This window comes from Streptomyces sp. NBC_01384 (assembly GCF_045040035.1).
In the GTDB taxonomy this organism is placed as follows: Bacteria; Actinomycetota; Actinomycetes; order Streptomycetales; family Streptomycetaceae; genus Streptomyces.
The window spans coordinates 8,630,439-8,656,674 of record NZ_CP109559.1; the positions used below are offsets into that span (position 1 = coordinate 8,630,439).

Consider the following 26,236-nt stretch of genomic DNA (forward strand, 5'->3'; position numbering starts at 1 on the left):
ACCCATGAGCGGGGACCGTCGTACGACGGCGGAGGGGAAGGAACGACGATGAACGGCCGCGAGAGCGTGCTGAGCGCGGTTCGGGGAGCACTGTCCGGCGTTCCCCGTTCCGAACTCCCCCACGACGTACCCCTGTCGCCCGGTCGCCGCGCCGACCACGCGGGACCGGACGTCATCGGGCTGTTCGCCGAGCGCGCCGCCGAGTACCGCGCCACGGTGGTCCGTGTGCCGGCGAACGGTGCCGCGGCGGCCGTCGCTCGTGCGCTGGCCCGCACCGGAGCACGGTCCCTGGTGGTGCCGCCCGGGCCTCCCGAGGACCTGGTTCCGGAGGGACCCTGGTCGCGGCTGGCGGACGTTCCGCCGCTGACCGTCGGACAACTCGACGCGGCTGACGCCGTGATCACCACCGTCGCCCTCGCCATCGCCGTCACCGGCACGGTGACCCTGGACCACGGTCCAGGCCAGGGGCGTCGGGTCCTGACCCTGCTGCCGGACCAGCACATCTGTGTGGTCCGCGAGGACCAGATCGCTCCCGACGTGCCCGAGGCGCTGCGCCTGCTCGATCCGTACCGGCCGCTGACCCTGATCTCCGGCCCGTCGGCGACCAGCGACATCGAGCTGGACCGGGTCGAGGGCGTGCACGGGCCCAGGACGCTGGACATCGTCGTGGTGGGGGACGCGTAGCCGTGCTCTTTTCCACCGCTGACCGAACCTCGCTATAGATCCTATGTCTTCTTTCTTCGAATTCCAGCCGCGGGATCATGAACTGGGAGTTTCTGAATTCTCTGTCGTCACTCTAGACAGGGGGTGCGGCCGTGTCTGTTAATACATCCGATGTCCGTGGGAGTTGCTTGAGTCCCGGCCGGACACGAGCCGCCGCACTCCGCCGTCTGTGCGGTGTCGCGGACAAGCAGTCACCGACACCCTGTGTCCCTCACCCCTCCAGGAGCCGCACGATGTCCTCCGCTCCCCTCAGCAGACGCTCCCTCATCAAGGCCGCCGCCCTGGCCGGCGGCGCCGTGACGTTCGGTCTGCCGCAGGTGCTGTGGCCCACCACCGCCGAGGCGTACTCCGTCTCCTCGAAGCTGGACTGGTGGTACCAGGCCCGGTTCGGGATGTTCATCCACTTCGGGTCCTACTCCCACCTCGGCCACGGCGAGTGGGCGTTCAGTGCCGAGAAGTGGTCCAAGGCCGACTACCAGAGCCAGGTGACCAAGGGGTTCAACCCGACCAGCTTCAACGCCGACACCATCGCCGAGCTGGCCAAGAACGCCGGCATGAAGTACCTCGTGATCACCTCCAAGCACCACGAGGGCTACGCGATGTGGGACTCCGACGTCCCGGGCTTCACCGACACCACCGGCACCAAGCTGTACAACCTGCACGACTACAACGGCTTCCAGCGTGACCTGCTGGGCGAGTTGAAGACCGCGTGCGAGAGCCGGGGCATCAAGTTCGGCCTCTACTACTCGATCATGGACTGGAACCACCCCTCGCAGACCTGCAGGCCCGGCAACTACGACTCCGTCATGTCCTCCGACACGGCCCGCGCCGCCTACGTCAACGACATGAAGGGCCAGCTGCAGGAACTGCTGAACAGGTACGACCCGGCCGTCCTGTGGTTCGACGGCGACTGGTGCGACTGGTGGAGCCAGTCCGACGGCCAGGGCCTGTACGACTGGCTGATGGCCCGCAAGCCGAGCCTCGTCGTCAACGAACGCGTCAAGCGGGACCGTGGCCTCGGCGACTTCGCCTGCCCCGAGCAGTCCGTGCCCTCCGCGCCGCTGGACCGGCCGTGGGAGACCTGCGCCACCATGAACGGCAATTGGGGCTACACCAACTGGGCCGAGAACTCCTACCGGTCCGTGAAGGACATCGTCCAGGAGATGGTCACCGTCGTCTCCCGGGACGGCAACTACCTGCTCAACATCGGTCCCGACGGCGGCTTCAACAGCGACGGCACCGCGAACGACGGCCACGTCACACCCGGGGCGACAGGGATTCTGCAGGGTCTGGCCACGTGGATGGCCACCTACTCCGACAGCGTCCACGGCACCAGCGGCAGCCCCTTCGCCACCGAGCCGTCCTGGGGCAGGATCACCAAGAAGTACGGCAAGCTCTTCGGCCACGTCTTCAACTGGCCCACCAACGGCATCCTGCAGATCCCGGAGGTGTACAACACCATCAACCGCATCTACCTGATGAACAACCCCTCCACCAACCTCAACTACTGGATCAGCGGCGGGCAGATCAACATCCAGGTGCCGGCCAATGCGCCCAACGCGACCGACTCCGTCGTCTGCGTCGAGGTCAACGGCATGCCGGCCGTCCTCGCGGGCGGCGTCTACCGGCTCATCTGCGCCCGGAGCGGCAAGGCCCTCGACAACTACAACACCACCGCCGAAGGCAACCAGGTCATCCAGTGGACCTCCAACGGCGGCACCCCCCAGCAGTGGACGGTCACCGACCTGGGCCACGGCTACTACAAGCTCATCTGCGCCCGGAGCGGCAAGGCCCTCGACGACAACAACAACACCGGCGACGGCGGTGGAATGGTGCAGAGGACCGACAACGGCAGCTACCAGCAGCAGTGGGCCATCACCTCGCTGGGCGGCGGCGGGTACCGGCTCATCAACCGCCATAGCGGAAAGGCACTGGACAATGGCAACACCGACGCGGACAGCCAGGTCATCCAGTGGACCCCCAACGGGGGCTCTCCCCAGCAGTGGAACATGACCAAGATCGGCTGAGCGGTCCCGGGGTGGCGTGCCCTGCACCCGCCCGCCACCCCGGTTCACCCGGCATCACCACCCCGCAGAGGCAGTGACCCGCGCCCGAAGCAGGTAGTGCTCCCACCTGAGGACACAAGGGTGGGAGCACGGCAACAACAAAGACCGTGCCTGGCACTTCTGTCCGGCTGCTCACGCGCCGGGACCCGACCCGCCGAAAAATCGGCGGCAACCTTTTCGCCACCTGTGACCACTGAGCAGTACGACACCGACTCGCTCTTTCGAACGGATGGACATGCACGAGACAACACGTCAGGCGGCGCGGCAGCGCAGGCGCAGACGCCGGCTGATGGTGGGCACCACCACGGGGCTGATCGTCACAGGACTTCTCGTCTGCCTGGTCATGACGATGCAACCAGACCGCAAGGCGGATGCCGGGTCGGCCGCGGCCACGGCCGTCGCCAACTCCCAGGAGACTCTCCCGCCCGCCTCACCAGGACACAAGCCGTCCTCGGCGTCCCCGTCCCCGTCCGCGACCTCCGCGACACCGTCAGCCGGTGCGGCCACGGAGAAGGCTTCCCCATCCAGCTCGGCGGCGCCGTCCTCGGCCTCCCCGGGGAAGGCTCCCACCACGGCCTCCCTGGCTGGGCGGATCAGGCCCAAGGTCACCTACCCGGGCGTCGCCACGGTCTACAAGGCCGGGGTCGGGGACGGCGCCTGCTCCTACGGCCCGAGCAGCGACATGATGATCGCGGCGATGAACACCACCGACTACGAGACCTCCAGGGCCTGCGGGGCATACGTGCGTGTCCACGCGGCGAACGGCGCTTCCGTCACGGTCCGGATCACCAACGAATGCCCCCTGCCCTGCGCACCCGGCCAACTCGACCTCAGCGAACAGGCCTTCGCCAAACTGGCCCCCGTCTCGACCGGCCGGCTCGCGATCACCTGGAGCCTGCTCAGCCCCGACACAACGGGCACCATCTCGATCCGCTACAAGAACGGATCCAGCCCCTACTGGTGCGGCATCCAGGCCATCGGCCACCGCAACCCCCTCGCACGGCTGGAGGTCCGCAGCGGCGGCAGTTGGCGCCCACTGGCCCGCACCGACTACAACTACTTCCTCTCCCCCAATGGCAGCGGATGCGGCGGTGCCATCAGACTCACCGACATCTACGGACAACAACTCACCATCAACCAGATCGCCTTGCGCCCGGACGTCATACAACCCACACGAGTCCAGTTCACACGACACTGACCCTGCCACCATCATCCTCACCCGTGTACAGCAGCGCGGGCGTCGGCACGCCACCGCCGGGGAGCGCCGCGATCCGCCGGTAGACCACGGCTTCCGTGGTGAGCGGCCCGGTCGTCGTCGAGCAGGACGCGGTAGGCCGTGTTGAACCAGCCGTCGGTCAACTCGGCTTCCGCCCGGCATCCGACACCTACGGAACTTCGCAGCAACGCGTCCAGTCGGCGTCGCTCATGCGACACCCCCCGCGTTCAGTACTTTTAGCCGTCGTCGGTGCGGTTGCGCTCGTCTCGGGTGCGATCGTCCCGGTGGTCACGGCCGAGGGAGCCACACCCGCCTGCACGGTGGAGTACGCCGTCACCAGCCAGTGGGACAGCGGTTTCCAGGGCTCCGTGAAGATCACCAACAACCAGGCCGCGCTGAGCGGCTGGAAGCTCACGTTCGACTTCGGGGGCGGCCAGAAGGTCACTCAGGGCTGGAACGCCAAGTGGTCCCAGTCCGGCACCACCGTGACCGCCGCCGACGAGAGCTGGAACGGCTCCCTCGGCTCCGGCGCGAGCGTCAGCGCAGGCTTCGTCGGCTCCTGGTCGGGGAGCAACGCCGTGCCGACGGCGTTCAAGCTCAACGGTACGACCTGCAACATCGACACCGGTCCCACGACACCGCCGCCGACCGATCCGCCGCCCTCGAGCGGCAACGCGCCCGCGCTGCACGTGTCGGGCACCGAGCTCGTGGACGCCGAGGGCAGGTCGCGCCGGCTGCTCGGCGTGAACCGCTCCGGCGGCGAGTTCATGTGCGTGCAGGGCCGCGGCATCTGGGACGGCCCGGTGGACGACGCGGCGATCAAGGCGATCGCCGACTGGAAGGCCAACACGATCCGCATCCCGCTCAACGAGGAGTGCTGGCTGGGACTTTCCGACATCAAGCCCGAATACGCGGGCGCCAACTACATAGGCGCCGTCAAGGACCTGGTCACTCGCGCCGAGGCGCACGGCCTGACCCCGATTCTCGACCTGCACTGGACGTACGGTCAGTACACCGGTAACTCGGCCGGCTGCTCCGACGTCCACGCCAGCTGCCAGAAGCCCATGCCGGACGCGCGGTACGCGCCGTCCTTCTGGTCCTCGGTCGCGGGCACCTTCAAGGACGACCAGGCGGTCGTGTTCGACCTGTTCAACGAGCCCTACCCGGACCGGGCGACCTCCAGCGCGACGGACGCCTGGAAGTGCTGGCGGGACGGCGGCACCTGCCCGGGGATCTCCTACGAGGTCGCCGGTATGCAGGACCTGGTCGGCGCCGTACGCGGGGCCGGTGCGAAGAACGTCGTCATGGCCGGCGGGCTCGCCTACTCCAACGATCTCAGCCAGTGGTCGGCGTACAAGCCCACCGACCCTGCGGGCAATCTCGCCGCCGCGTACCACGTCTACAACTTCAACGCCTGCGTGAGTGCCGACTGCTGGAACTCCACCCTCGCTCCGGTTGCCGCCCAGGTACCGCTGGTCGCCGGGGAGATCGGCGAGAACACCTGCTCGCACTCCTTCGCCGACCAGGTCATGAAGTGGTTCGACGACCACAACCTGTCCTACCTGGGCTGGACCTGGAACACCTGGGACTGCTCCTCCGGACCCTCCCTGATCTCCGCCTACGACGGCACACCCAAGCTCCGCCGTCTCCAACGACGAGGGCAAGGGCTTCGACCGGATGTGCGACCCGACGTACGGAGGCAACGCGCGCAACGGCAACAACCCCACGGGCGCACTGCCGAACGCGCCGCTGGCAGGGCACTGGTTCTCCGCCCAGTTCCAGCAGCTGATGCAGAACGCCTACCCGCCACTTTCGTGACCCGCTGACGCGGTGCGCGACCGCCGGGGTCGTCCCGCTCGGCAGAGCCGAGGGCCGGATCCCGGCGGATCCCGCGCTCCACGGTCGGGTGCGCCTGACTGCGGTACGTGATGTGGGCCCTGTCAGCGAGTGAGTTCCGTGGACTGCAGGTGCCGACGCAGCCACTGTTCAGTGTTGCTCACATGCAGCAACGCGGCGGCGTGGCTGAGCGTGGCGTCGCGGGTGGCGAGCGCCGAGAAGATCGCTTCGTGCTCGGCGAGGGTCCGGCCCGCGGCATGGGTGTCGACCAGGCCGCGCCAGATACGGGCGCGCAGCGTGCGGCCGGAAATGCCCTCCAGCAGGGTGAGCAGCGACTCGTTCCCCGTGGCGGAGACGACGGCGCGGTGGAAGGCGGCATCGTGGGCATTGAGGCGCTCGACGTCCTCGCGTGCCTCGCGCATGGCGTCCAGATGCCGTTTCACCTCGGCCAGCTGAGCGTCGGTGATCCGGGTGGCGGCGAGCGCGGTGGCGACCGGCTCGAGAAGCCGCCGTACCTCCATGAGGTCTTGCAGGGCGGCCGAGTCGCCCTGCAGCAGCTCCACTGCTCCGCCCAGCCCCTCCAGGAGCAGGCTCGGCTGCAGGCTGGTCACGTACGTGCCGTCGCCCCGTCGTACCTCCAGGACGCGCGCGACGGCCAGTGCCTTTACGGCTTCACGGGCCAGGTTGCGGGACAGACCCAGCTGGGCTGCCAGGTCCTGTTCGGGCGGCAGCTTCGAGCCGGGGGGCAGCGCACCGGTGCGGATCAGCTCGCGGATCTGCTCAATCGCCTTGTCGGTCAGGGACACCGAGAACTCCTTGCGTGACCGTTCTGCGTCGGCGCGTCCGACCTGATGAGTCCTTGGGCGCGAAGATCGTCCCAGAGACCTTCGGGGATGTGTCGACGGTGGAGTTCCACGTTCCGCGCCAGCTGTTCCGGACTTCGTACACCCAGGATGAGTTGATGATAGTCGGATGGGCGAGCGGGAAGACGTTCGCCGCCGTCGGAAGGGGCGTACCGTGCAGTTCATGCCGCCCTACCTTCTTTCGCGTGGCCCGGTCGTTCGCGAGGATGGGGTCGCGCGAGCGGGGCAGGGATGGTTTTCATGCAGACGACGGCGACCTGGCCGTCGTCGAGCAGGACGCGGTAGGCCGTGTTGAACCAGCCGTCGGTCAACTCGGCTTCCCCCCGGGCATCCGACGCCTACCGAAGTCCGCAGCAACGCGTCCAGTCGGCTGGGGACATCCGACGTGGAATTCGTCCCGCTATGTGGACATCCGCGAACTATGCAGCAAAGTTCAGCGCCGCCTTCTCCACCTGCGACGCGATGCACAGGAACTTCAGGATCACGTTCTTCAGCTCCGCACGGTGCGCGGCCGACTCCTGTATCTCAAGCTGGCGGGTGCTCGCTCGCGACACCAGGTACTGGCCAAACAGCGACCGGCCCGCCGAGCGCAACACCTTCCACAGACAACAGCGCCAGCCTCAAAGTTCCCCAAGATCCCATGACGGGAGTCTCTCAACTCACCGCTTGAGAGACGGACTGCCCATGTACTACAGCCGGAGATCTTGTGACGGGGCCTGCGGAGTGTCGTTGACCGGGCATGATGATGGGTGTGACGGCTGAGCAGATAGCCGAGTGGGATGCCGAACTGCCCGTGCTGACCGGTTCGTTGGGGTTCTTGTTCAACCGGCCGGAGCCGCGGGTGGTGTTCGCGCAGTTCATCGGGGGACCGCTGGCGGAGCTGCCGAAGAAGAACGGCTGGACGCTGGCGGAGCGGGCCGGTCACGTGACCGCGGACCGGATGCAGTGGCTGCTCAACGGCTCGGTGTGGGACGGCGACCGGCTGCGCGACGCGGTCCGCGACTACGTGATCACGCACCTGGGCGATGCGGACGCCTCGCTGGTCATCGACGACACCCAGGCTCAGAAGAAGGGCACCAGGTCGGTCGGGGTGGCCTTCCAGCACTGCGGACTGACCGGGGACGTGCGCAACTGCCAGACCTTGGTGATGCTCACCTACGCCACCGCCGCCGGACACGCCTTCATCGACCGCCGTCTATACCTGCCCGAGGAATGGACCTCCGACCGCGAGCGGTGCCGTGAAGCCGGGGTGCCCGACCAGGTCGGCTTCGCCACCGAGCCCGAGCAGGCCATCGACATGCTGGAGCAGGCGATGGCGGCCGCCGTCCCGTTTTGTTGGTTCGCATCGTCAGCGGCAGAAGTCGCATCGTCGCAGATCAAGCGTGATCGTTACCGTGGTGAGCGGCTTCGGGGCGAATCCGGCGACGGTCCCTCCTGGCTGTGGCTCGGCCAGTGCGCGGCGAGCGGCACGGACGGCCCGAGCACCCGCTCCCACCCGGGTCGGGTGCGCGTGCCGTCAGCTCCCGGAACCGGTAGTCAGCCCGCGGCGGCGGTGAGCGCTCCGAGGGCGCCGGCCTGGGTACGCCAGTCGGTCTGGTTGGGGCTGGTGCCGGCCCAGCGTTCACCGAGCGCGTTGAGGGAGTTGCGGTCCTTCGCCCACAGTGTGTCCGCCTGCTTCTGGACGTAACTCTGGTAGGTGCTGGAGCCGGTGACCTTCGCGAGGTCGGCGAAGTTCCGCATGAAGATGCCCTTGAACTGCTTCTGGTTGTCGTCGCAGGAGGCCGAGCCGACGTCGCAGGACTCCGTGAGCACTCCGCCGGCGGTCAGCGTCGGGCTGCTGACGGCGGCGTCGGCCAGGGTCCGCGCGGTGGCCAGCAGCGAACTGTCCCCGGTCGTCCTCCACAGTTCGGTGAAGCCGCCGATGGCCAGTCCCTGATTGTAACTCCACACGGTGCTGCCGTTGTTGGCGCAGGCCGAGGTCAGCCCGTCGTTCACCAGCCCCGAGGCGTTGATCATCCCGCTGGACCGGTACCAGGCGGCGGACGTCTTGGCCCGCTGGAGCCACACGGTGTCGCCCGGGATGCGCTGGTGCAGCGCGGTGGTCAGCCAGAGGTACTGCCCGTTCGTCACGGCGTTCTTGTAGGTGCGCTCGCGGTCCCACCACACGCCGCCGCCGCAGGTGCCGGTGTCCCAGTACTGCTGGACGTAGTTGGCGATGGTGACGGCCTCGTTGAGGTAGCGGGAGTCGCCGGTGTAGTCGTACGCGTCGATCCACGCGATGGCCCACCAGCCCGAGTCGTCGATGGAACGGCTGATGAAGTCGCCCTCGATCGCGTCCGAACTGCGCACGCCGGCGGCGAAGGTGCCCTTGTTCTGGTCGAAGGTGCGCGCGATGACCCAGTCGTAGTCGTGCGTGCCGGTGGTCTTCGCGAAGTCGATGAGGGAGGTGAGGGTGGCGGCGGAGTTCCACCAACTGCTGGGCCACCAGCCGTTGTAGGGGTCGTACGAGGACATCAGCGCGTCCGCCGCGGCCCGCGCTCTGGTCGGCGTGGACCTGACCCACGCGGTGCAACTGCCCTCGTTGTGGCCGGCCTCGCGGCCGCAGGCGCGGACCGCGCCGCCGTGGAGGAGGCCGCGCGGGTCGCGGGTGGCGTACATCGCGGTCCGGGTGGTGGTGGCCCCGGACGGGGTGCTGGTGCGGCCGAGTGAGGAGCCGTCCGGCCAGGTCGCGCCGCCGTCCCAGGAGCGGTCGAGCCAGATCTCGTCGCCGGCGCCACCGGTGTCGATGCTCGCCCAGGCCATGGAGTTCTTCTGGTCGACGTGCAGCCGGATCGTGCGGCCGTAGAGGGTGGTCGACGGCACCGGCTGGTCGTCGCCGGCCGCCTGGCCGGCGTCGGTGCCGTCGCAGAGCGTGTCGCAGACGGTGGGGTAGACCCAGTTCGTGCAGCCGACGCCGGCGGCGTCGCCGCAGGCCCGCACGAGCCCGCGTCTGTGGTTGCGGGGGTCGGTGATGTTGTACATCAGTGTCCTGGTGCCGGTCCAGGTGCTCGGGATGCTCGCCTTGCCGAGCAGTCCTTCCCAGGTGGCGCCGCCGTCCCAGGAGCGGTCCAGCCACACCGAGTCGCCGGTGACGCCGTTGTCGATGCTGGCCCAGGCCATGTCGTCCGCGTCGGACACGTGGAGTTCGAGGCGACGGCCGTTGAGGTCCTTGTTCGGCACGGGGAAGCTCTCCTGCCGGGCCTGTGAGGGGTCCAGCGTGTCACAGGCCAGTACGCACACCTGGGTGGCGGCGGCCGCGGTCGCCGGCGTGGCGGCCGGGACCAGTGCCACGAACGCGAGAGCGGCCGTCAGCAGGAAGCTGAGAAGCCGTGATCTGACAACGATGTCGGAGCTTCGTAAGGACACCGGAACTCGCCTCGATTTCACGATGGGGGACGCCGGTTGAAGGACGTGGCGGCTGGGGCCGTCGGCTCTCGCCGAGCCGGGCGGGAATCGAGCACTGGTCCATACCTCTCCCCGAGGCAGTGAACTGGCTTGGCGATGCTCTGTCAATGCCGCAAGGGGCAGCTTTTTCAATGGAGTTGACAGATGTCGCGATGGGTTGACACCCGCTTTTCGTGCGCCCATCATCGGTGCGAACTTCGGCGAGTCATCTCGCACACCCGCTGCCCCTTCAATCCCAGGCCTTCTCGGGCGATCTTTTTGAATCGATTCAAGCGGCTGGTCGCCGATTCGAGCAGTCAATTTCCGTATCCGATCCGGGAGGTACTCATGCGCCGCCGCCGGCCCCCGCTGAACCGAATGCCCTGTCCAGGGCGCCTACTTGGCCTCGCCGTGCTCGTGGCCGCCGCGCTGGCCGTGGCTCCCGCGCCGTCTGCCAGTGCAGCCTCTCCCTCGTCCGAGGCGGCGTCGGCTGCCACAACGTCCAGACCTCTGGCGGATCTTGCTGCCTCGAACTACTCGCCAACCTCACGCACCCTCAAGCCGACCGCCGTCTACCGGACGTCGGGCAGCGTCGCGAACCCGCAGAACGTCCTCAGCGGGCAGTCGACACGGATCTCCGGCTCGCAGTCGGCCATCACCCTCGACTTCGGCAAGGAGGTCGGCGGCCTGGCAACGTTGTCCTTCGGCAGTACCAGCGACAACGGCCAACGGGTCGGCCTGGCCTTCAGCGAGTCGTCCCTGTACGTCGGCAACAACAGCGACCGCAGCAGCGGCCGCGACGGCGAGGACGGGGCCCTGTACGCCACGGCCTCCGCCAACGGCACCTACACGATGCCCACGGCGCAACTGCGTGGCGGCTTCCGCTACCTCACCGTCTTCCTCGACACCTCGGGCTGGGTGGACCTCAACGGCGTCAGCCTCGACTTCACCGCGGCTCCGGGGAAGGCCGACCCGGCCGACTACGCCAACTACTTCTCCTCCAGCGACGATCTGCTCAACCGCATCTGGTACGCCGGGGCGTACACCGTGCAGCTCAACACGATCGCCTCCGACCAGGGCCGCGCCTGGCCCCCGCCGGCCTCGGCGTGGGACAACAGCGCCGCCGTCGGTGTCGGTGACTCCGTCCTGGTCGACGGGGCCAAGCGCGACCGTACGGTGTGGCCCGGCGACATGGGCATCGCCGTACCCACGCAGTACGCGTACTCCAACGACCTGACCTCGACCCGCAACGCGCTCACCACGATGTACAACGCGCAGTCGGCGCAGGGTGAGATCCCCTGGTCGGGACCGCCGTTCAACCTCACCGGCTCGGACACTTACCACACCTGGACGCTGCTGGGTACGTCCACGTACTACACCTACTCGGCCGACCGGGCGTGGCTGGACTCCGAATGGGCCAACTACAAGCGCGGGATGGCCTTCATCACCAACAAGATCGACGGCAACAACCTGCTCAACGTGACCCGCACCCAGGACTGGGCCCGGGTCGGTCAGGGCGGCGAGAACGTCTCCGCCAACGCGTTGCTGTACGCGGCGCTCAAGGGCGGCGCCACCCTGGCCACGGCCGAGGGCGACAGCGCGCTCGCCGCGAGCTGGAACGGCAAGGCGGCCGCCATCAAGGCCGCGGCCAACTCACTGCTGTGGGACGCCTCGAAGGGCATGTACAAGGACAACCCCACCAGCGGGCTCTACCCGCAGGACGGCAACTCCCTCGCCGTCTGGTATGGGTTGACCGATTCCACGGCCAGGTCGAAGAGCGTCATCGCCGGGCTCGGGAAGAACTGGGGCATCTACGGCCCCACCACCCCCGAATGGGGCGGCAACGTGTCGCCCTTCGCGGGCGGCATGGAGCTGAACGCCCGCTTCACCGCCAATGACGACTACACCGCCCTGGACCAGATCCGCCGCACCTGGGGCCACATGCTCGACAGCGACATCGGCACCAAGAGCACCTTCTGGGAAGGCGTCAAGTCCGACGGCGGCCTCGCCTACGGCGGTTCGTTCATGAGCCTGGCCCACGGCTGGTCCACCGCGCCCACCTCCACGCTCACCTTCGACGTGCTGGGCACCGCACCGGAGTCGGCGAACGGCACCTACCGCTTCGTCCCGCACCCCGGCGACCTGACCAGCGCCGAGGGCCGCATCACCATGCCACAGGGCGCCATCAACGCGTCCTGGTCCCGCGACCCCGCCGCAGGCACCTACGCGGCGCACCTGACCAGCCCGTCCGGCACCACCGGCCGCATCGGCGTCCCGAAGCTCGGCGGAGGCAACATCTCGGTGTCCGTGAACGGCACCACCGTCTGGAGCAACGGAACCTTCACACCCACCTCCGGCATCACCGGCGCGAGCCAGGACGACACCTACGTCTACCTCACCGGCGTCGCCCCCGGCAGCTACACCGTGTCCGCCACCGGACTGGGCAACCCGTCGGCACCCGCCGATCCCGGAACCGGTGCCCTGCGAGCCGGCTTCACCCGATGCGCCGGCGAGGGCGGCACCTGCTCCTTCAGCGGTACCCGCTCGGTGGCCTACGGCGCCGGAACGTACACGTACAAGACGGTGACCGGCAGCACTGCCTGCACCAACGACTCCTTCGGCGGCGACCCGGCGTCGAACCTCGTCAAGTCCTGCTACGTCGCCGACGCGGGCGGCCCGCCCGGATACACCGCCTGCGCGGCCGAGGGCGGCACCTGCGCCGTGCCCGGCTACAACCGCGACGTCGCCTACGGCGCCAACGGCAACTTCGTCCACCAGGTCACCAACGGCTCCGTCGCCTGCACCAACGCCCACTTCGGCGATCCCATCGACGGCGTCGCCAAGTCCTGCTACCTGCCACCCGACGGAGCCCCGGCCGGGGGCTGGACCAAGTGCGCTTCCCAGAACGGCACTTGCTCGGCCGCCGCGGGACAGCCGGTGATGTACGGCGCCTTCGGAGCGTTCACCACGCTCACCGCCACCGGCGACACCCCGTGCACCGACGCCACGTTCGGCGACCCGATCCCCGGCGAGTCGAAGGCCTGCTACACCGCCACCGGCGGTCCGACCGGCTACGCCACCGCCTGCTCCGCTGAAGGCGGCACGTGCGCCTTCAGCGGACAGCAGACAGTCGCCTACGGCGCACGGGGCCGCTTCCTCTACAAGTCGTTCACCGGTGGCACCGGCTGCACGACGGCGGCGTTCGGCACCGATCCGCTGCCCGGCGTGAGCAAGACCTGCTACCTCACGTCCTGAGCAGCGCAACGCCTCCGGCAGCCTCCGTCCCCGCGTGTTCGGGGGCTGCCGGATCACTCCGTATGGGCCACAGCCTCCTTCTGCAGTTGCACCGCCGCCAGCAGACTCAGTTTCGGTTCCGCCTGGCGCAGTGCCCGCACCGCCGCGACCGAGGTGATATCCCCGGTGAAGCCGACGGCGGTCAGCCGGTAGCGGACCCAGCGGGCGCGCAGCTGGGTTTCGGTGGCGGCGGCGGTGCACTCGACGAGTGCGGCGGCGCGTTCCAGGCCCGGGCGCTCCTCCGGCGAGGCCCCGGCCAGTGCCTGACGCAGGGCAGCCGCGACCACGTCGGCGTCCCGGATGGCCAACACGAAGTTGTTCTTCTTGCTCAGTCCCGCGATTCCTGTCATGTGGATCAGCCTGACCGTCATGTTCCATGTAAGCCAAGCGACTTGAGCAGTCTCAGAGGCTCGGCTACTCGCCGTCGGCCTGTGCGGTCAGTGCGAAGGCGAGCAGTGCCGTCGTGGTGAAGTCCAGCGAGGGCCCCAGCTCGGGATCGTCCTCCAAGACCGATACGCGCATGGCCCGGAGCTTGGACGGTGCGGGCGTCGGGGCTGGAACCGAGCTGATCCGCCGGCCGGGGTCGGTAGTGACGCCGGCCTGCGGGCGTCACTACCGACCCCGGCCCTTGGCGGGGTTCAGCCGCTGGGGACGGTGTCCTCGAACGTGGTGCCCGCGCTGCGGTACGCCGCCACCTTGGCGGCGACCTGCGCCGGCGTCAGGACCTGGTCCTTGACATGCAGGACGTAGTCGACCTGCTCGTCGTACGCCCGCGCGGTGTAAGCCCGGGTGCGCCACCGCAGGGTACTCAGCAGCACAGTGATTGGCTTCAGGAGACTCGATGAGGCTGAGGCGAGGCCGGGGCGTAACCCCTGATCGCGCTGGGGCTTGCGGGCGTCGGCCTGCGTCGGGGCCGGGCCGCGATGGACACCTTCGCCTTGCTGGTCGAGTCCGCGGTGGACCTCCCGGCCGAGAGCTGGCGCTCGCGCTGGGCGTGGACGGCCCGGGCAGGCTGGACCGGGAGACCGGCCTGGAGATCACCGCCGTGCTCCGCAAGGGTGCTTGAGCGGCGCACTCGGCGCGGGAACCACGGCCGGTTCTGTTCGCGTCACAGACGCCTGTCCGTCATACCCACGCCACGGGGTCTTCCCCGGCATTCGGTCCTCTTGGAACACTCCCCCCGCGCAGGTCCCATCCACAGCACCACGTCAGGACAAGAGGTCACCCAGCCATGCCTCAAGTGAACCGACGCCGCTTCCTCCAACTCGCCGGTGGTACCGCGGCGTTCACCGCCCTGTCGAACAGCATCGAGCGTGCCGCCGCACTGCCCGCGCACCACCGGTCGGGCACGATCGACGACGTCGAGCACATCGTCGTGCTGATGCAGGAGAACCGGTCCTTCGACCACTACTTCGGCTCACTCAGAGGCGTCCGCGGCTTCGGCGACCCGCGCCCGTCGACCCTGCCCAGCGGCAAGTCGGTCTGGCACCAGTCGGACGGCACCAAGGAGGTGCTGCCCTTCCGGCCCGCCGCCGACAACCTGGGCCTGCAGTTCATCCAGGACCTCCCGCACGGCTGGAGCGACGGCCACACCGCCTTCAACCAGGGCAAGTACGACAAGTGGGTGCCCGCCAAGTCGTCGACGACGATGGCGTATCTGACGCGTGAGGACATCCCGTTCCACTACGCGCTCGCCGACGCGTTCACCATCTGCGACGCGTACCACTGCTCGTTCATCGGCTCCACCGACCCGAACCGCTACTACATGTGGACGGGATACACGGGCAACGACGGCAAGGGCGGCGGCCCGGTCCTCGGCAACGACGAGGTGGGCTACGACTGGACGACGTATCCGGAGCGGCTGGAGGCGGCCGGGGTCTCCTGGAAGATCTACCAGGACGTCGGCGACGGCCTCGACGCGAACGGCTCCTGGGGCTGGATCCCGGACGCCTACCGCGGAAACTACGGGGACAACTCGCTGCTGTACTTCAACCAGTACCGCAATGCCAAGCCCGGCGACCCGCTCTACGACAAGGCCCGCACCGGCACCGACGCCCGCAAGGGCGAGGGCTTCTTCGACCAGCTGAAGGCCGATGTGCAGGGCAAGAAGCTGCCGAAGATCTCCTGGGTCGTCGCGCCCGAGGCCTTCACCGAGCACCCCAACTGGCCCGCGAACTACGGTGCCTGGTACATCGCGCAGGTCCTGGACGCGCTCACCTCCAACCCCGAGGTGTGGGCGAAGACGGCGCTGTTCGTCACGTACGACGAGAACGACGGCTTCTTCGACCACCTCGTGCCGCCGTTCCCGCCGCAGTCCGCCGCGCAGGGCAAGTCCACGGTCGACGTCGGCCCGGACCTCTACAAGGGTGACGCGAGCCGCGCCGCCGGACCGTACGGACTCGGCCAGCGGGTGCCGATGCTCGTCGTCTCGCCCTGGAGCAAGGGCGGTTTCGTCTGCTCCGAGACCCTCGACCACACCTCGATCATCCGGTTCATGGAAGCCCGCTTCGGGGTGCACGAGCCCAACATCTCGCCCTGGCGGCGTGCGATCAGCGGCGATCTCACCGCCGCGTTCGACTTCTCCTGCAAGGACACCAAGCCGGTCGCGCTGCCGGACACCGACGGCTACCGGCCGCCGGACCACGACCGCCACCCCGACTATGTGCCGACCCCGCCCGCGAACCCCGTCCTGCCCAAGCAGGAGCGCGGCCAGCGTCCGGCCCGCCCGCTCAAGTACGCGCCCCTGGTGGACGGTTCGGCGGGCGCGGCGGCCGGGAAGTTCACGCTCACCTTCGGCTCGGGGGCCAAGGCCGGTGCCGCCTTCTTCGTCACCTCCGGCAACCGCACCGACGGTCCCTGGACCTACACCACCGAGGCCGGCAAGACCGTCTCGGACGCCTGGAACTCGGCGTACTCCAGCGGCTCGTACGACCTGACGGTGCACGGTCCCAACGGCTTCCTGCGTGTCTTCAAGGGCCCCGGGAAGACCGCGGGTCCCGAGGTCACCGCTCGGCACGTCGGCGGGAACGTGGAGCTGACCTTCACCAACAAGGGCTCCGGCACGGTCGAGCTCAAGCTCACCAACGGCTATGGAGGGCGGCCGATTTCGTTCCAGGTGCGGGCGGGCGCGACCGTGCGGCACATGGTGGACCTGCGGACGAGCCGACGCTGGTACGACCTGACCGTCGAGTCCGCGGCGGACGCGGGCTTCCTGCGCCGGTTCGCCGGACATGTCGAGAACGGCCGGCCGGGTGTGAGCGACCCGGCGATCGTCACCGGCTGATGGATATCTCACCTCTGGTCAATTTCCAGCCGGCTCACGGTAGTGTGCCCCGGTGACCACGCATTCGAACACTCCTGCAGGTTGGTACCCGGATCCGCACGGGGCGCCCCAGACGTTGCGTTATTGGGACGGCTCGCAGTGGACCGAGCACACCAATGCGGACCAGGCGGCCCCGGCCGGGCAGACGGTTCCGCAGCAGGCCCAGCAGCCGTACGGACAGCCGACGGCCGGCCCCGACCCGCGCGTGCAGAAGCAGGTGCAGCAGCAGGCGGGTGTCGCGGGCGGTGGCGCGGGCGGTGGCACCCTGTTTACCGAGCCGGTCCTGGTGGTGAACCAGAAGGCCAAGCTGATCGAGTTGACCAACGAGTACAAGGTCATGGACCAGCAGGGCAACCAGCTCGGCGCGGTCGTCGAGGTCGGCCAGAGCGGCCTGAAGAAGGTGCTCCGCTTCGTCTCCAGCCTCGACCAGTACATGACGCACAAGCTGGAGATCCGTGACGCCTACGGGCAGCCGGTGCTGCGGCTCACGCGTCCCGCGAAGCTCATCAAGTCGCGGGTCATCGTGGAGCGTCCGGACGGACAGCCGGTCGGCGAGATAGTGCAGCAGAACATGATCGGGAAGATCAACTTCGCGATCAACGTCAACGGCCAGCAGGTCGGCGCGATCAAGGCGGAGAACTGGCGCGCCTGGAACTTCGCCATCGTCGACCACGCGGACAACGAGGTCGCACGGATCACCAAGACCTGGGAAGGCCTCGCCAAGACGATGTTCACCACTGCGGACAACTACGTCCTGCAGATCCACTACCAGCTCCCCGAGCCGCTGCTGAGCCTCGTCGTCGCGACGGCGCTGACCGTCGACACGGCGCTCAAGCAGGACTCCCGAGGACTGGGCTGACAGCGACAAGAAGTGACATGAGGAAGGGCGGTTGCGGATCTCCGCAACCGCCCTTCTCCATACGCGGGTTCTCTACAGGCGCGTCAGATGCCCCGGGTTGGGCTGCTTCGGCAGCAACGAGGGTTCGTACGCCGCCCATCCGGGCTCCAGCGCCAGCACCGCGGCGACCGGGTGCTCGTCGTCCACCACGGGCTGTGGCAGCGCGGGTTCCGGCACCGAACGGGACAGTGTCACCACGCCCCAGGCCGCCACCCCCGCGCCGACCGCCGCCAGCAGCAGGCCCGCGGAGCCGCCCTGGAGCTGCTCGCCGAGCAGGAAGAGGCCGATGGCCGCGGCGGCGACCGGATTGGCGAGCGTCACGACGGCCAGCGGCGCGCCGAGACCACCCCGGTAGGCGGTCTGCGACAGGAGCAGTCCGCCCGTCGCGAAGGCCGCCACGAGCAGGGCCACCACGATCACCTGCGTGCTGAGCAGCGGTCCGGAGCGGTCCGTCACGGCCACCGTCACCGTCTGCGTGAGTGCCGAGGCGACACCCGAGGCGAAGCCGGAGGCGGTCGCGTGCCGCAGCCCCGGCCGGGCGCCGGGCCGCGACAGGATGCCGATCAGCGCGGCCGTGGTGGCCGCCACGCCCAGCGCCTGCGGCACGCTCAGCACATCGTCCGGCGCCGGCCCGGACGCCGTGATCAGCAGCGCGGACAGTCCGATCAGGGTGAGCGCGGTACCCCGCCACTCGACCGCGCTGACCCGTCGGCCCGCGACCCGTGCGCCGAGCGGCACCGCGGCCACCAGCGTGAGCGCGCCGAGCGGCTGGACGAGGGTGAGCGTGCCGTACTTGAGCGCGGCGACGTGCAGCAGCGCGGCGGACGCGTTCAGCACGACCGTCCACCACCAGGCTCCGCTGCCCAGCAGTCGCAGCGTGCCCGAGTCGGGGGTCCGGGAGGCCAGCCGCTCCTGGGCGACGGCCGCGGCGGCGTACGCGACGGCCGAGAACAGCGACAGGACGACGGCGGCGAGAGTGGCGTTCATCGTCCTGCCCCCACGAGCTCCGGTACGGATTCCTTGTCGCCGGCCCCGCCGGATTCCCTGGCCTCTCCGACGGCCTCTTCGGATGCTTCTACGGCGGCGGCGAGCTTCTGAGCGCGATCCGCGGTCGTCCTGGCCCCGCGCGGCAGGCGGATCACGGCCAGGGCGATGCCGAGCAGCGCGGTCGCCACGATCGCGTCGAGCCAGTAGTGGTTCGCCGTACCGACGATCACCAGCAGGGTGAGCAACGGGTGCAGCAGCCACAGCCAGCGTCGGCGGGAGCGGGTGGCGGCGATCAGGCCGATCGCCACCATCAGCGCCCAGCCGAAGTGCAGCGAGGGCATCGCCGCGAACTGGTTCGCCATCTCGTCGGTCGCCGGGTGCGCCCCGTACACCGTGGGTCCGTACACCTGACCGGTGTCCACGAGGCCCGCCGCGGCCAGCAGCCGGGGCGGGGCGAGCGGGAAGGTGAGGTGCAGCACCAGGGCGGCGGCGGTGACCGCGGCCAGTACCCGGCGTGCCCACACGTAGTGGACCGGGCGCCGCAGGTACATCCAGACCAGGAACGCCACGGTGGCCGGGAAGTGCACGGTCGCGTAGTAGGTGTTCGCGAGGTGCACCAGGGTGTCGCTGTGCAGCAGCGCGCCCTGCACCGCGCCCTCATCCGGCAGGTGGAGTGTCCGCTCCCAGTCCCACACGCGGCCCGCGTTGCGGAAGGCCTCGGCGGTGTGGCCGTCGGCCAGCTGCCGGCCGACCTTGTAGACGACGAAGAGTCCTACGACCAACAGGAGCTCACGTACGAGCGGCGGCCGTGCGTCGGTGCTTCGCGGCGACGGCCGGGGTATCGCCACGGCCGGCTCCGGCTCGGGTTCTGCCTCTGCGGGCTCGGTGCGGGAATCCATCTCCCGGCCCCTTTGCTGACGGTCTTGCGTGGGGTGGTGCGTGGTGAGCCCAGGACAGGATCCACTCGACATCCACTCGACAGAGGAGTGGGTCTTGTCCAAGGCTCATCGATACGAGAGTGTACCGATACGGTGGTGTACCGATACGTCGGTGTACCGATACGTGACCGTACCGATACGTGACCGTACCGGTACACTGGCGTATCGATTAGACTGTGTGAAGCGGACCACCTACACGAGCGAGGAGAAGAGCCATGACGTCGCAGGCTGCGGACGGACCGGAGACGGTCGTCGCCTCGCGCCGCTCCAAGATCACGCCTGAGCGTGAGCAGGAGTTCTACGACGCCGCGCTCGAGCAGATCCGCGAGTGCGGTTATGACTCGCTCAGCATGGAGGGTGTGGCCACCAGCACCCGGTGCAGCAAGTCCACGCTCTACCGGCAGTGGAAGACGAAGCCCCAGTTCGTGGCGGCCGCGCTGCGGGCCAGCCGCTGTCCCAAGTTCACGGGCATCGACACGGGCTCGCTCGCCGGGGACCTGCGCGCCATGGCGCGCGCCGCGGGCAACTGGTCGGGCCCCGACAACCAGCTGCTCCAGGCGCTCGGCCATGCCGTCATGCAGGACGAGGAGCTACGGGTCGCGCTGCGCGACGCGCTCGTCGAGCCCGAGATCGCTTCGGTCCGGGAGATCCTCGGCCGCGCGGTCGAGCGAGGGGAGATCGCCGCCGACCACCCGGCGCTGGAGTTCGTTCCCGCGCAGTTGTTCGGGGTTGCCCGCGTACGCCCGGTTCTGGAGGGTAAGGAAGCCGATGCGGCGTATCTCACACAATTCGTGGACGCGGTCGTGATTCCCGCCCTTGGCCTGACCTGAGACTCAGGCCGCCGTCCGCGGGATGACCGGACGTCGGCCTGCTCGCGCCGCACCGTGGGGACGGGGGCGGCGCGCACCCCCCGGCCGGGTGGGGTTCCTCTTGAGCGGAGGGGCGCCCCACCCGGCCGAGACATGTCCGGGGCTCTGACGGACTTACGGGTTGCGGGCTAGGCGTTCTGCCCGTTGCCACTCACCCCGGACGCCACCTTGATGCCCTTGGTGATGTCGTCGATCACGGATTCCTTGGGCGCCTTGGAGCTGACGTCGATGCCGAAGCGGACGACGACCAGCGACTTGGAGTCGGCGGGGGACGGGAAGACCAGTGACTCGACGTAGCCGTCGTCACCCTTGCTGGTGACGACCTTCCAGCGGACGAGATAGCCCTTCTCGCCGGCCACGGTGACCGCCTTGGAGGCGAGCTCCGTGTGCGAGGTGATGGTGCCGTAGCCCTTGCCGTAGGACTCCTTGGCGTTCTTGGAGATGTCCTCCTTGGCCGCCGCCTCGGCCGTGGTGGACTTCAGCTTCTGCGCCTGCGCGGACGCGGAGTAGGCCCCGCCCCGTTGGCAGTCCTGCTTGGTGTCGCCGGGGCACTTGTAGGTGTCCTTGGTCGACAGCACGGCACCCGTCGTGGTGCTCCCGCCGCTCCAGTTGTCGGGCACCGGGATGCTGATGCCGCTGAGCAGATCGGTGGCGTAGCCGTCCTCGATCTGCGGCTGCGCGGACTGGCCCGGCGCCGGGGTCTGGCCCCCGGAACCGCCGGAACCGCCCGAGCCCCCGGAGCCCCCGGGAGCGCCGCCCGGTCCGCCTTCGAGGCCGCCGTTGCCGCCCTGCCCGCCGAATCCGCCCTGGCCGTTCTGCCCGCCTGACCCCTGGGAATTGGCGCTGTTCCCGCTGTTGCCGTCGTTATTGGTCAGGGCGTACACACCGCCCCCGATGCCCGCGAGGACCGCGATCGCGGCGGCCACGGCTATGCCCGTGCGCAACCCGCGCCGCGGGGCGCCCGGAGCGAGCGCCGGATACGGTCCGGCCGCCGGCGGGTGCGTCGGGGGACCCCATGCGGCGGCCGACCCGACGGGGCGGGTCCGGTCCGTCCATGTCCTGCCGTCCCACCAGCGTTCGGTGGCGGGACTGTCACTTGTCTGCCCGGGGTCGGGATACCAACCGGGAGGAGTCACCTGCGTCATGGGCCCACCGTATGAGTCCTGGGTGAAAGGCGGATGAGAGGGATCAGATCCGGGAGCTTTATTGCAGGATCAGCCGCACCGGCGCCTCTTTCGCCCGCGGCGGCAGCCTCAGCCCGTCCCGCCCCGGTGTGATCGAGCCGAGCACACTCGGGTGCCGGGCGCCGGTGCTCACCGGGTCGGTGCCCGTGAGCCCGTGCAGGGTCAGGAAACCCAGCACAGCGAAGGCATACGCCTCCTTGGCGGCCGAGGGCAGCCCCAACGCGTCGGAGGTGCGCAGCGCCGGCCCCGCCAGCTCCTGGCCCAGCATCGCCATCAGCACCGGATTGCGGGTGCCGCCGCCGGAGGCGATCACCTCCGTGGCGCCGACCGAGCGCACGGCGTCGGCCACCGTGCGGGCGGTGAGCCGGGTGAGGGTGGCGATGACGTCCTCGGCGGTGAGCGTGCCGAACCCGGACAGGGCGTCGCGCAGATGGCCGAGGTGGAAGAGCTCCTTGCCGGTCGTCTTGGGCGCGGGCAGCGCGTAGTACGGCTCCGCGAGCAGGCGCTCCAGCAGCGGTGCGTGGACGGTGCCGCGGGCGGCGAGGGCGCCGTCCACGTCGTAGCGCAGGCGCCCGCCGCTCAGCCCCTGCACGGCCGCGTCGATCAGGGCGCCCGCGGGCCCCGTGTCGAAGGCGGTGCCGTCCGACGCGGTGAGGTTCGCGATGCCGCCGAGGTTCAGCGCGACCGGGGTGCCCGCCCTGCCGCGCAGCCACAGCAGGTCGACCAGGCTCACCAAGGGCGCGCCCTGGCCGCCGGCGGCGATGTCCCGCGGACGGAAGTCGGCGACCACCGGCAGCCCGGTCGCCTCGGCGATCCACGCGGGCTGCCCGAGCTGCAGCGTGCCGTGCACCGTGCCGCCCTCGGCCCAGTGATAGCAGGTCTGCCCGTGCGAGGCGATCAACTCGGCGCCGTCGTCGCACAGTTCGCGGTCGGCGCGCACGGCCGCCGCCGCGAAGGCCTGGCCGATCCGGGTGTCCAGCAGGCACACCTCGGCCAGCGTGGTGGCCGCCGGGGGCAGCGCCGCGGCGAGGGCGTCGCGCAGTGCGCCGTCGTACGCCTCGCTGACCAGTCCGAGCGGCCGCAGAACCAGGCTGTCGCCGTCCAGGGTCAGCTCGGCCGCCGCCGCGTCGATCGCGTCGTAGGACGTCCCGGACATCAGGCCGATCACCCGCACGTGCTCAACTCCCTTGACTCGCTCGGTTCTCTTCTTGCCCTCGTTCCTCGCGGAGCGTGGCCAGGGCGAGCACGCTGACGGCGCACGCCGCCGCCGCGTAGTACGCGGGGATGTCCACGTTTCCGGTCCGCTTGACCGTCTCGGTGATGATGAGGCCGGCGCAGCCCGAGAACACGGCATTGGACAGGGCGTAGGCGAGTCCCAGCCCGGTGTGGCGGACGCTCGTGGAGAACATCCCGGCGAGCATCGCGGGCCCCGGCCCCGCCATCAGCCCGACGACGGCACCCGCACCGCACACGGCGACGCCGTTCAGCGCGTTCGAAGTCCCGGTGTTCTGAAGGAGATTGAAGGGCGCTCATGGGTTCCTCCCGGAGCCGTGTCGGCGCCCGTGGGCGCTCGCGGGTGCCTGTGGGGGCCTTTCAGTGGTGGAAAATTAGCGTCATTTTGCGGGCTTTTGACTGTCGATAACTTTCACCACGGCAGGTCGGCGCCCTGCCGCGTCGCCCCCGGACACCTCCCGTCACCCATCTCGGCCACAGGCGTACCGACCCGCCTCCACTTCGGCTTCCCGGCGGCTAGGCTCGATGCCTGTACGTCGTACGGGCGACCTGGGGAGGTAGCGGCATGACGGAGGCACGGTCGGGACCGGCCCCCTCGGCCTCCCTGTGGGAGCGCGAGGCGGAGATCGCCGATGTCGTGGCGGCCGTCAAGGCCCTGCGCGCGGACGCCTCGTCCTCGGGCAGTCTGCTGGTGTTCAGCGGCGAGGCGGGCATCGGCAAGACCGCGCTGCTCGCCGAGACCCGCCGGATCGCGGAGGCCCACGGCTGCGCGGTGTGGTCGGCCCGCGGCGGCGAGACCGTCACTTCCGTCCCCTTCAACGTCATGCGGCAACTCCTCCAGCCCGCCATGGTCTCGCTGATGCCCGAAGAGGTCCGCGAATACCTGGGCGACTGGTACGACATCGCCGGCCCCGCGCTCGGCATCGCCGCTCCGGGCGACCGCCAGGCCGACCCGCAGGGCGTGTGCGACGGACTGGTCGCGGCGGCGCGGCGGCTGGCCAAGAGCGAGTGGCCGCTCGTCCTGATCGTCGACGACGCGCACTGGGCCGACCAGGAGACCCTGCAGTGGCTGGCCGCGTTCGCCGAGCGCCTCGACGATCTGTCCGTCCTCGTCGTGGTCGCCCGCAGGCCCGGCGACGTCAGTGGTGAGCGGGCCCGCCAGCTCGACGCCGTCGTCGCCGCGGCCCGCCCGATCGTCACGCTCAGCGCGCTGACCCCCGACGCCACCGCCGGGCTGACCCGCGTCACGCTCGGGGAGCATGCGGACGCCCCGTTCTGCCGCGAGGTGTGGGCGGTCACCGGCGGCAATCCCTACGAGACCGTCGAACTCCTCGCCAAGGTGCAGGACAGTGAGCTGGAACCGGTCGAGGCCTCGGCCGCCGAACTGCGCGCCCTGAACCGCTCGGCACGCGGCCGTGGACTCGTCGCCCGCCTCGAAGGGCTCGGTATCGATGCCACCCGCTTCGCCTGGGCGGCCGCGATCCTCGGCACCGGCATCTCCCTCGACCTCGCCGCCCAGCTCGCCGGAATGCAGCGCGACGAGGCCGTGCGCTGCGCCGAACTGCTCGGCGCGGCCCGCATCCTCACCGAGACCGAACCCGCGAACCGCCAACTGACGAGCGGCGACCTGGAGTTCGTGCACCCTCTCATCGCCAGCGCCGTCTACCGCTCGATCCCCGACGCGCTGCGCACCGCGATGCACGGCCAGGCCGCGTGGGCGGTCACCGAGTCGGGCCGCGGAGCCGCTGCCGCCTCCCGCCACCTCCTCGAAGTACACCCGGACGACGACCCCGAACTCGTCGAGCAGCTGCGTGAGGCCGCCCGCGAACACCTCGCCGTCGGCGCACCCGACGCGGCCCGGCGCTGCCTGGAGCGCGCGCTCAAGGAGCCGCCGCTGCCGGAGGTCCACGCGCGCGTGCTCTACGAACTGGGCTGCGCCACCCTCCTGACCGCGCCCTCCACCACGATCAACCATCTGCGCGCCGCACTCGACCAGGCCGGCCTCGAAGGTGATCTGCGGGTGGACGCCGTCTTCCGCCTCTCCCAGGCACTGGTCCACAACGACCAACTGGACGAGGCCGTCCGCACGGTCGACGCGGAGGCCGCCCGGCTCGCCCCGGGCCCCGCCCGGATGCGGCTGCAGGCCGTGCACTACATGTGGGAGGGCCTCCACGCGGGTGACGAGCACGTCCCGGGGCGCTCCCGGAGCCTCGCCGAGCTCGTCAAGACCTGCACCGGACGCGACAACTCCGAGCGCGCGCTGCTCATCCTGCGCGGCTTCGACGCGATGACCCGCGGGGAGAGCGCCGAGGAGGTCGTGGAACTCTGCGACCGCGCCCTCGTCAACGGCCGCCTCGCACCCGGACTCGGCTGGACCGACACCGAGTGGGGCGTCGAACTGCTGCTGATGCTGGCCAACGCGTACGCCTACGCGGACCGGCTCGACCGGGCCGACAGCCTCTACACGGAGGCCCTGCGCACCTACGAGGCGGCCGGGTGGAGCGGCGGCCATCTCGCCCTCGCGCACGCCTACGTCGGTCTCGGACACCGCAGGCGCGGTCGGCTCCGGGAGGCGGAGACGGCCCTGCGTGAATCGCTGCGCATCGCCGAGCGGGTCGGGCGCGGGCTGCCGTTGTACTGGACCGCGACCTGCAACCTCGTCGACACGCTGCTCGCCCGCGGTGACGTCCAGGAGGCCTGGGCGATCGCCGAGCAGTACGGCTTCGCACCGCCGTACCCGTCCACCATCGTGCTGCCCGACACCCGTTCGGTACGCGGCCGGCTGCTGCTCGCCGTCGGCCGTGTCAAGGAGGGCATCAACGAACTCGAGGCCGCCGAGAAGGCCGCCGCCGCACGGGGCCACCACAACACGGTGCTGGCGCCCTGGGCGATCGACCTCGCCCGCGCGCTCGCCTCGCAGGACCCGGCGCGCGCCGCCGCACTGGCCGCCGACGCCCGCCGCCAGGCCGAGCGTCTCGGCACGGACACCGCGATCGGCGAGGCCCTGCGCTGCGCGGCGGCCCTCGAATCGGGCCGGCGCGCGGTACGCCTGGCCGCCCAGGCCGTCACCTACCTGGAGGCGTCACCCTGCCAGTACGAACACGCGGCGGCCCGCGTCGAGTACGGCATCGCCGCGCGCTCGGTCTCCGAGCTCAACAAGGGCCTGACGCTGGCGCGCTCATGCGGGGCGGACGGGTTGGCGGCGAGGGCGGAGGAGGTCTTGGCGACGGGGAGGGGCCTGAGGTAGCCCCGTCGGTGTCGGTCGCCCTTCGGGGATTTCGCGGCTCTGCCTTCGGGGAGTTCGCGGGCCAGCCTTCGAGGAGCTGGTCCGTCAGCGTCCCCAGACGCTTCCAGACCTCCCGGTCGTACGTCCCCTCGTGCGCC

At 69.8% G+C, this 26,236-nt stretch carries 18 protein-coding genes and 2 pseudogenes; 10 read left to right on the forward strand and 10 right to left on the reverse strand.

The annotated features are described in order from the left end of the window. The first annotated feature begins 48 nt into the window (after nucleotides 1-48). From OG747_RS39645 to OG747_RS39660, 4 genes are all read left to right on the forward strand, one after another. Entirely contained in the window at nucleotides 49-684 is a 636-nt protein-coding gene (locus OG747_RS39645) for a lactate utilization protein C (RefSeq protein ID WP_405884174.1), read from the forward strand. A gap of 272 nt (nucleotides 685-956) precedes the next feature. Beyond that, a complete protein-coding gene (locus tag OG747_RS39650) occupies nucleotides 957-2,750 on the forward strand; it encodes an alpha-L-fucosidase (RefSeq protein ID WP_405884175.1) in 1,794 nt (597 codons plus the stop codon). 274 nt (nucleotides 2,751-3,024) lie between these two features. Further along, on the forward strand, nucleotides 3,025-3,987 hold the full coding sequence (locus OG747_RS39655; protein WP_405884176.1) for an expansin EXLX1 family cellulose-binding protein: 963 nt from the start codon (nucleotides 3,025-3,027) through the stop codon (nucleotides 3,985-3,987). A 227-nt stretch (nucleotides 3,988-4,214) separates the two neighbouring features. After that, a complete protein-coding gene (locus OG747_RS39660) occupies nucleotides 4,215-5,831 on the forward strand; it encodes a cellulase family glycosylhydrolase (RefSeq protein ID WP_405885947.1) in 1,617 nt (538 codons plus the stop codon). Between the two features lie 114 nt (nucleotides 5,832-5,945). Here the strand turns inward: OG747_RS39660 and OG747_RS39665 are convergent, their stop codons facing one another. Beyond that, the gene (locus tag OG747_RS39665; protein ID WP_405884177.1) at nucleotides 5,946-6,647 is read right to left on the reverse strand and encodes a FadR/GntR family transcriptional regulator; all 702 of its coding nucleotides are present in this window, start codon (nucleotides 6,645-6,647) and stop codon (nucleotides 5,946-5,948) included. A gap of 476 nt (nucleotides 6,648-7,123) precedes the next feature. Continuing rightward, complete coding sequence (locus tag OG747_RS39670) at nucleotides 7,124-7,300, reverse strand: hypothetical protein (RefSeq protein ID WP_405884178.1); 177 nt, start codon at nucleotides 7,298-7,300, stop codon at nucleotides 7,124-7,126. Nucleotides 7,301-7,449: 149 nt separating this feature from the next. On the opposite strand from OG747_RS39670, the pseudogene OG747_RS39675 reads away from it, so the two are divergent. After that, nucleotides 7,450-8,040 (forward strand): annotated as a pseudogene (locus OG747_RS39675) (IS701 family transposase); the annotation flags it as partial. A 200-nt stretch (nucleotides 8,041-8,240) separates the two neighbouring features. Here the strand turns inward: OG747_RS39675 and OG747_RS39680 are convergent. Further along, nucleotides 8,241-10,109 (reverse strand): glycoside hydrolase family 76 protein, encoded by a 1,869-nt coding sequence (locus tag OG747_RS39680; protein WP_405884179.1) that lies wholly within the window; start codon nucleotides 10,107-10,109, stop codon nucleotides 8,241-8,243. Nucleotides 10,110-10,505: 396 nt separating this feature from the next. Here OG747_RS39680 and OG747_RS39685 point away from each other — a divergent pair, with 396 nt between their 5' ends. After that, nucleotides 10,506-13,382, forward strand: a complete 2,877-nt coding sequence (locus OG747_RS39685) for an MGH1-like glycoside hydrolase domain-containing protein (RefSeq protein WP_405884180.1) — start codon at nucleotides 10,506-10,508, stop codon at nucleotides 13,380-13,382. Between the two features lie 53 nt (nucleotides 13,383-13,435). On the opposite strand, the gene OG747_RS39690 is transcribed toward OG747_RS39685, so the two are convergent. Beyond that, nucleotides 13,436-13,771, reverse strand: coding sequence for a hypothetical protein (locus OG747_RS39690; protein ID WP_405884181.1), 336 nt, complete (start codon nucleotides 13,769-13,771; stop codon nucleotides 13,436-13,438). A 288-nt stretch (nucleotides 13,772-14,059) separates the two neighbouring features. Beyond that, nucleotides 14,060-14,239 (reverse strand): hypothetical protein, encoded by a 180-nt coding sequence (locus OG747_RS39695; protein ID WP_405886117.1) that lies wholly within the window; start codon nucleotides 14,237-14,239, stop codon nucleotides 14,060-14,062. A 413-nt stretch (nucleotides 14,240-14,652) separates the two neighbouring features. On the opposite strand from OG747_RS39695, the gene OG747_RS39700 reads away from it, so the two are divergent. After that, nucleotides 14,653-16,704: a phosphocholine-specific phospholipase C gene (locus tag OG747_RS39700; RefSeq protein WP_405884182.1), complete on the forward strand. Its 2,052-nt coding sequence runs from the start codon at nucleotides 14,653-14,655 to the stop codon at nucleotides 16,702-16,704. Between the two features lie 52 nt (nucleotides 16,705-16,756). Next, complete coding sequence (locus OG747_RS39705; protein WP_405884183.1) at nucleotides 16,757-17,602, forward strand: phospholipid scramblase-related protein; 846 nt, start codon at nucleotides 16,757-16,759, stop codon at nucleotides 17,600-17,602. Between the two features lie 72 nt (nucleotides 17,603-17,674). Here the strand turns inward: OG747_RS39705 and OG747_RS39710 are convergent, their stop codons facing one another. Beyond that, nucleotides 17,675-18,628 carry a DMT family transporter gene (locus OG747_RS39710; protein WP_405884185.1) on the reverse strand — a complete coding sequence of 318 codons (954 nt, stop codon included), beginning with the start codon at nucleotides 18,626-18,628 and terminating at the stop codon, nucleotides 17,675-17,677. Then, the gene (locus tag OG747_RS39715) at nucleotides 18,625-19,527 is read right to left on the reverse strand and encodes a phosphatase PAP2 family protein (RefSeq protein ID WP_405884186.1); all 903 of its coding nucleotides are present in this window, start codon (nucleotides 19,525-19,527) and stop codon (nucleotides 18,625-18,627) included. The genes OG747_RS39710 and OG747_RS39715 overlap by 4 nt, the downstream gene beginning before the upstream one ends. 254 nt (nucleotides 19,528-19,781) lie before the next feature. Between OG747_RS39715 and OG747_RS39720 the strand changes: the two genes are divergently transcribed. Next, nucleotides 19,782-20,396 (forward strand): TetR/AcrR family transcriptional regulator, encoded by a 615-nt coding sequence (locus OG747_RS39720; protein ID WP_405884187.1) that lies wholly within the window; start codon nucleotides 19,782-19,784, stop codon nucleotides 20,394-20,396. 167 nt (nucleotides 20,397-20,563) lie between these two features. Here OG747_RS39720 and OG747_RS39725 read toward each other — a convergent pair whose 3' ends face one another. From OG747_RS39725 to OG747_RS39735, 3 genes and pseudogenes are all read right to left on the reverse strand, one after another. Further along, nucleotides 20,564-21,580 (reverse strand): DUF2510 domain-containing protein, encoded by a 1,017-nt coding sequence (locus tag OG747_RS39725; RefSeq protein WP_405884188.1) that lies wholly within the window; start codon nucleotides 21,578-21,580, stop codon nucleotides 20,564-20,566. Nucleotides 21,581-21,638: 58 nt separating this feature from the next. Continuing rightward, complete coding sequence (locus tag OG747_RS39730; protein WP_405884189.1) at nucleotides 21,639-22,793, reverse strand: anhydro-N-acetylmuramic acid kinase; 1,155 nt, start codon at nucleotides 22,791-22,793, stop codon at nucleotides 21,639-21,641. A gap of 4 nt (nucleotides 22,794-22,797) precedes the next feature. Continuing rightward, nucleotides 22,798-23,139, reverse strand: a pseudogene (locus OG747_RS39735) (metabolite-proton symporter); the annotation flags it as partial. Nucleotides 23,140-23,417: 278 nt separating this feature from the next. Here OG747_RS39735 and OG747_RS39740 point away from each other — a divergent pair. Then, the gene (locus OG747_RS39740) at nucleotides 23,418-26,099 is read left to right on the forward strand and encodes an ATP-binding protein (protein ID WP_405884190.1); all 2,682 of its coding nucleotides are present in this window, start codon (nucleotides 23,418-23,420) and stop codon (nucleotides 26,097-26,099) included. Nucleotides 26,100-26,236: the final 137 nt, after the last annotated feature.

Bases quoted from the DNA above. Each gene is read 5' to 3' on its own strand.
- OG747_RS39710 (WP_405884185.1), bottom strand. From the start codon at position 18,628: ATGAACGCCACTCTCGCCGCCGTCGTCCTGTCGCTGTTCTCGGCCGTC.
- OG747_RS39725 (WP_405884188.1), bottom strand. From the start codon at position 21,580: ATGACGCAGGTGACTCCTCCCGGTTGGTATCCCGACCCCGGGCAGACA.
- OG747_RS39685 (WP_405884180.1), top strand. From the start codon at position 10,506: ATGCCCTGTCCAGGGCGCCTACTTGGCCTCGCCGTGCTCGTGGCCGCC.
- OG747_RS39660 (WP_405885947.1), top strand. From the start codon at position 4,215: ATGCGACACCCCCCGCGTTCAGTACTTTTAGCCGTCGTCGGTGCGGTT.
- OG747_RS39720 (WP_405884187.1), top strand. From the start codon at position 19,782: ATGACGTCGCAGGCTGCGGACGGACCGGAGACGGTCGTCGCCTCGCGC.
- OG747_RS39645 (WP_405884174.1), top strand. From the start codon at position 49: ATGAACGGCCGCGAGAGCGTGCTGAGCGCGGTTCGGGGAGCACTGTCC.
- OG747_RS39650 (WP_405884175.1), top strand. From the start codon at position 957: ATGTCCTCCGCTCCCCTCAGCAGACGCTCCCTCATCAAGGCCGCCGCC.
- OG747_RS39740 (WP_405884190.1), top strand. From the start codon at position 23,418: ATGACGGAGGCACGGTCGGGACCGGCCCCCTCGGCCTCCCTGTGGGAG.
- OG747_RS39690 (WP_405884181.1), bottom strand. From the start codon at position 13,771: ATGACAGGAATCGCGGGACTGAGCAAGAAGAACAACTTCGTGTTGGCC.
- OG747_RS39715 (WP_405884186.1), bottom strand. From the start codon at position 19,527: ATGGATTCCCGCACCGAGCCCGCAGAGGCAGAACCCGAGCCGGAGCCG.
- OG747_RS39655 (WP_405884176.1), top strand. From the start codon at position 3,025: ATGCACGAGACAACACGTCAGGCGGCGCGGCAGCGCAGGCGCAGACGC.
- OG747_RS39700 (WP_405884182.1), top strand. From the start codon at position 14,653: ATGCCTCAAGTGAACCGACGCCGCTTCCTCCAACTCGCCGGTGGTACC.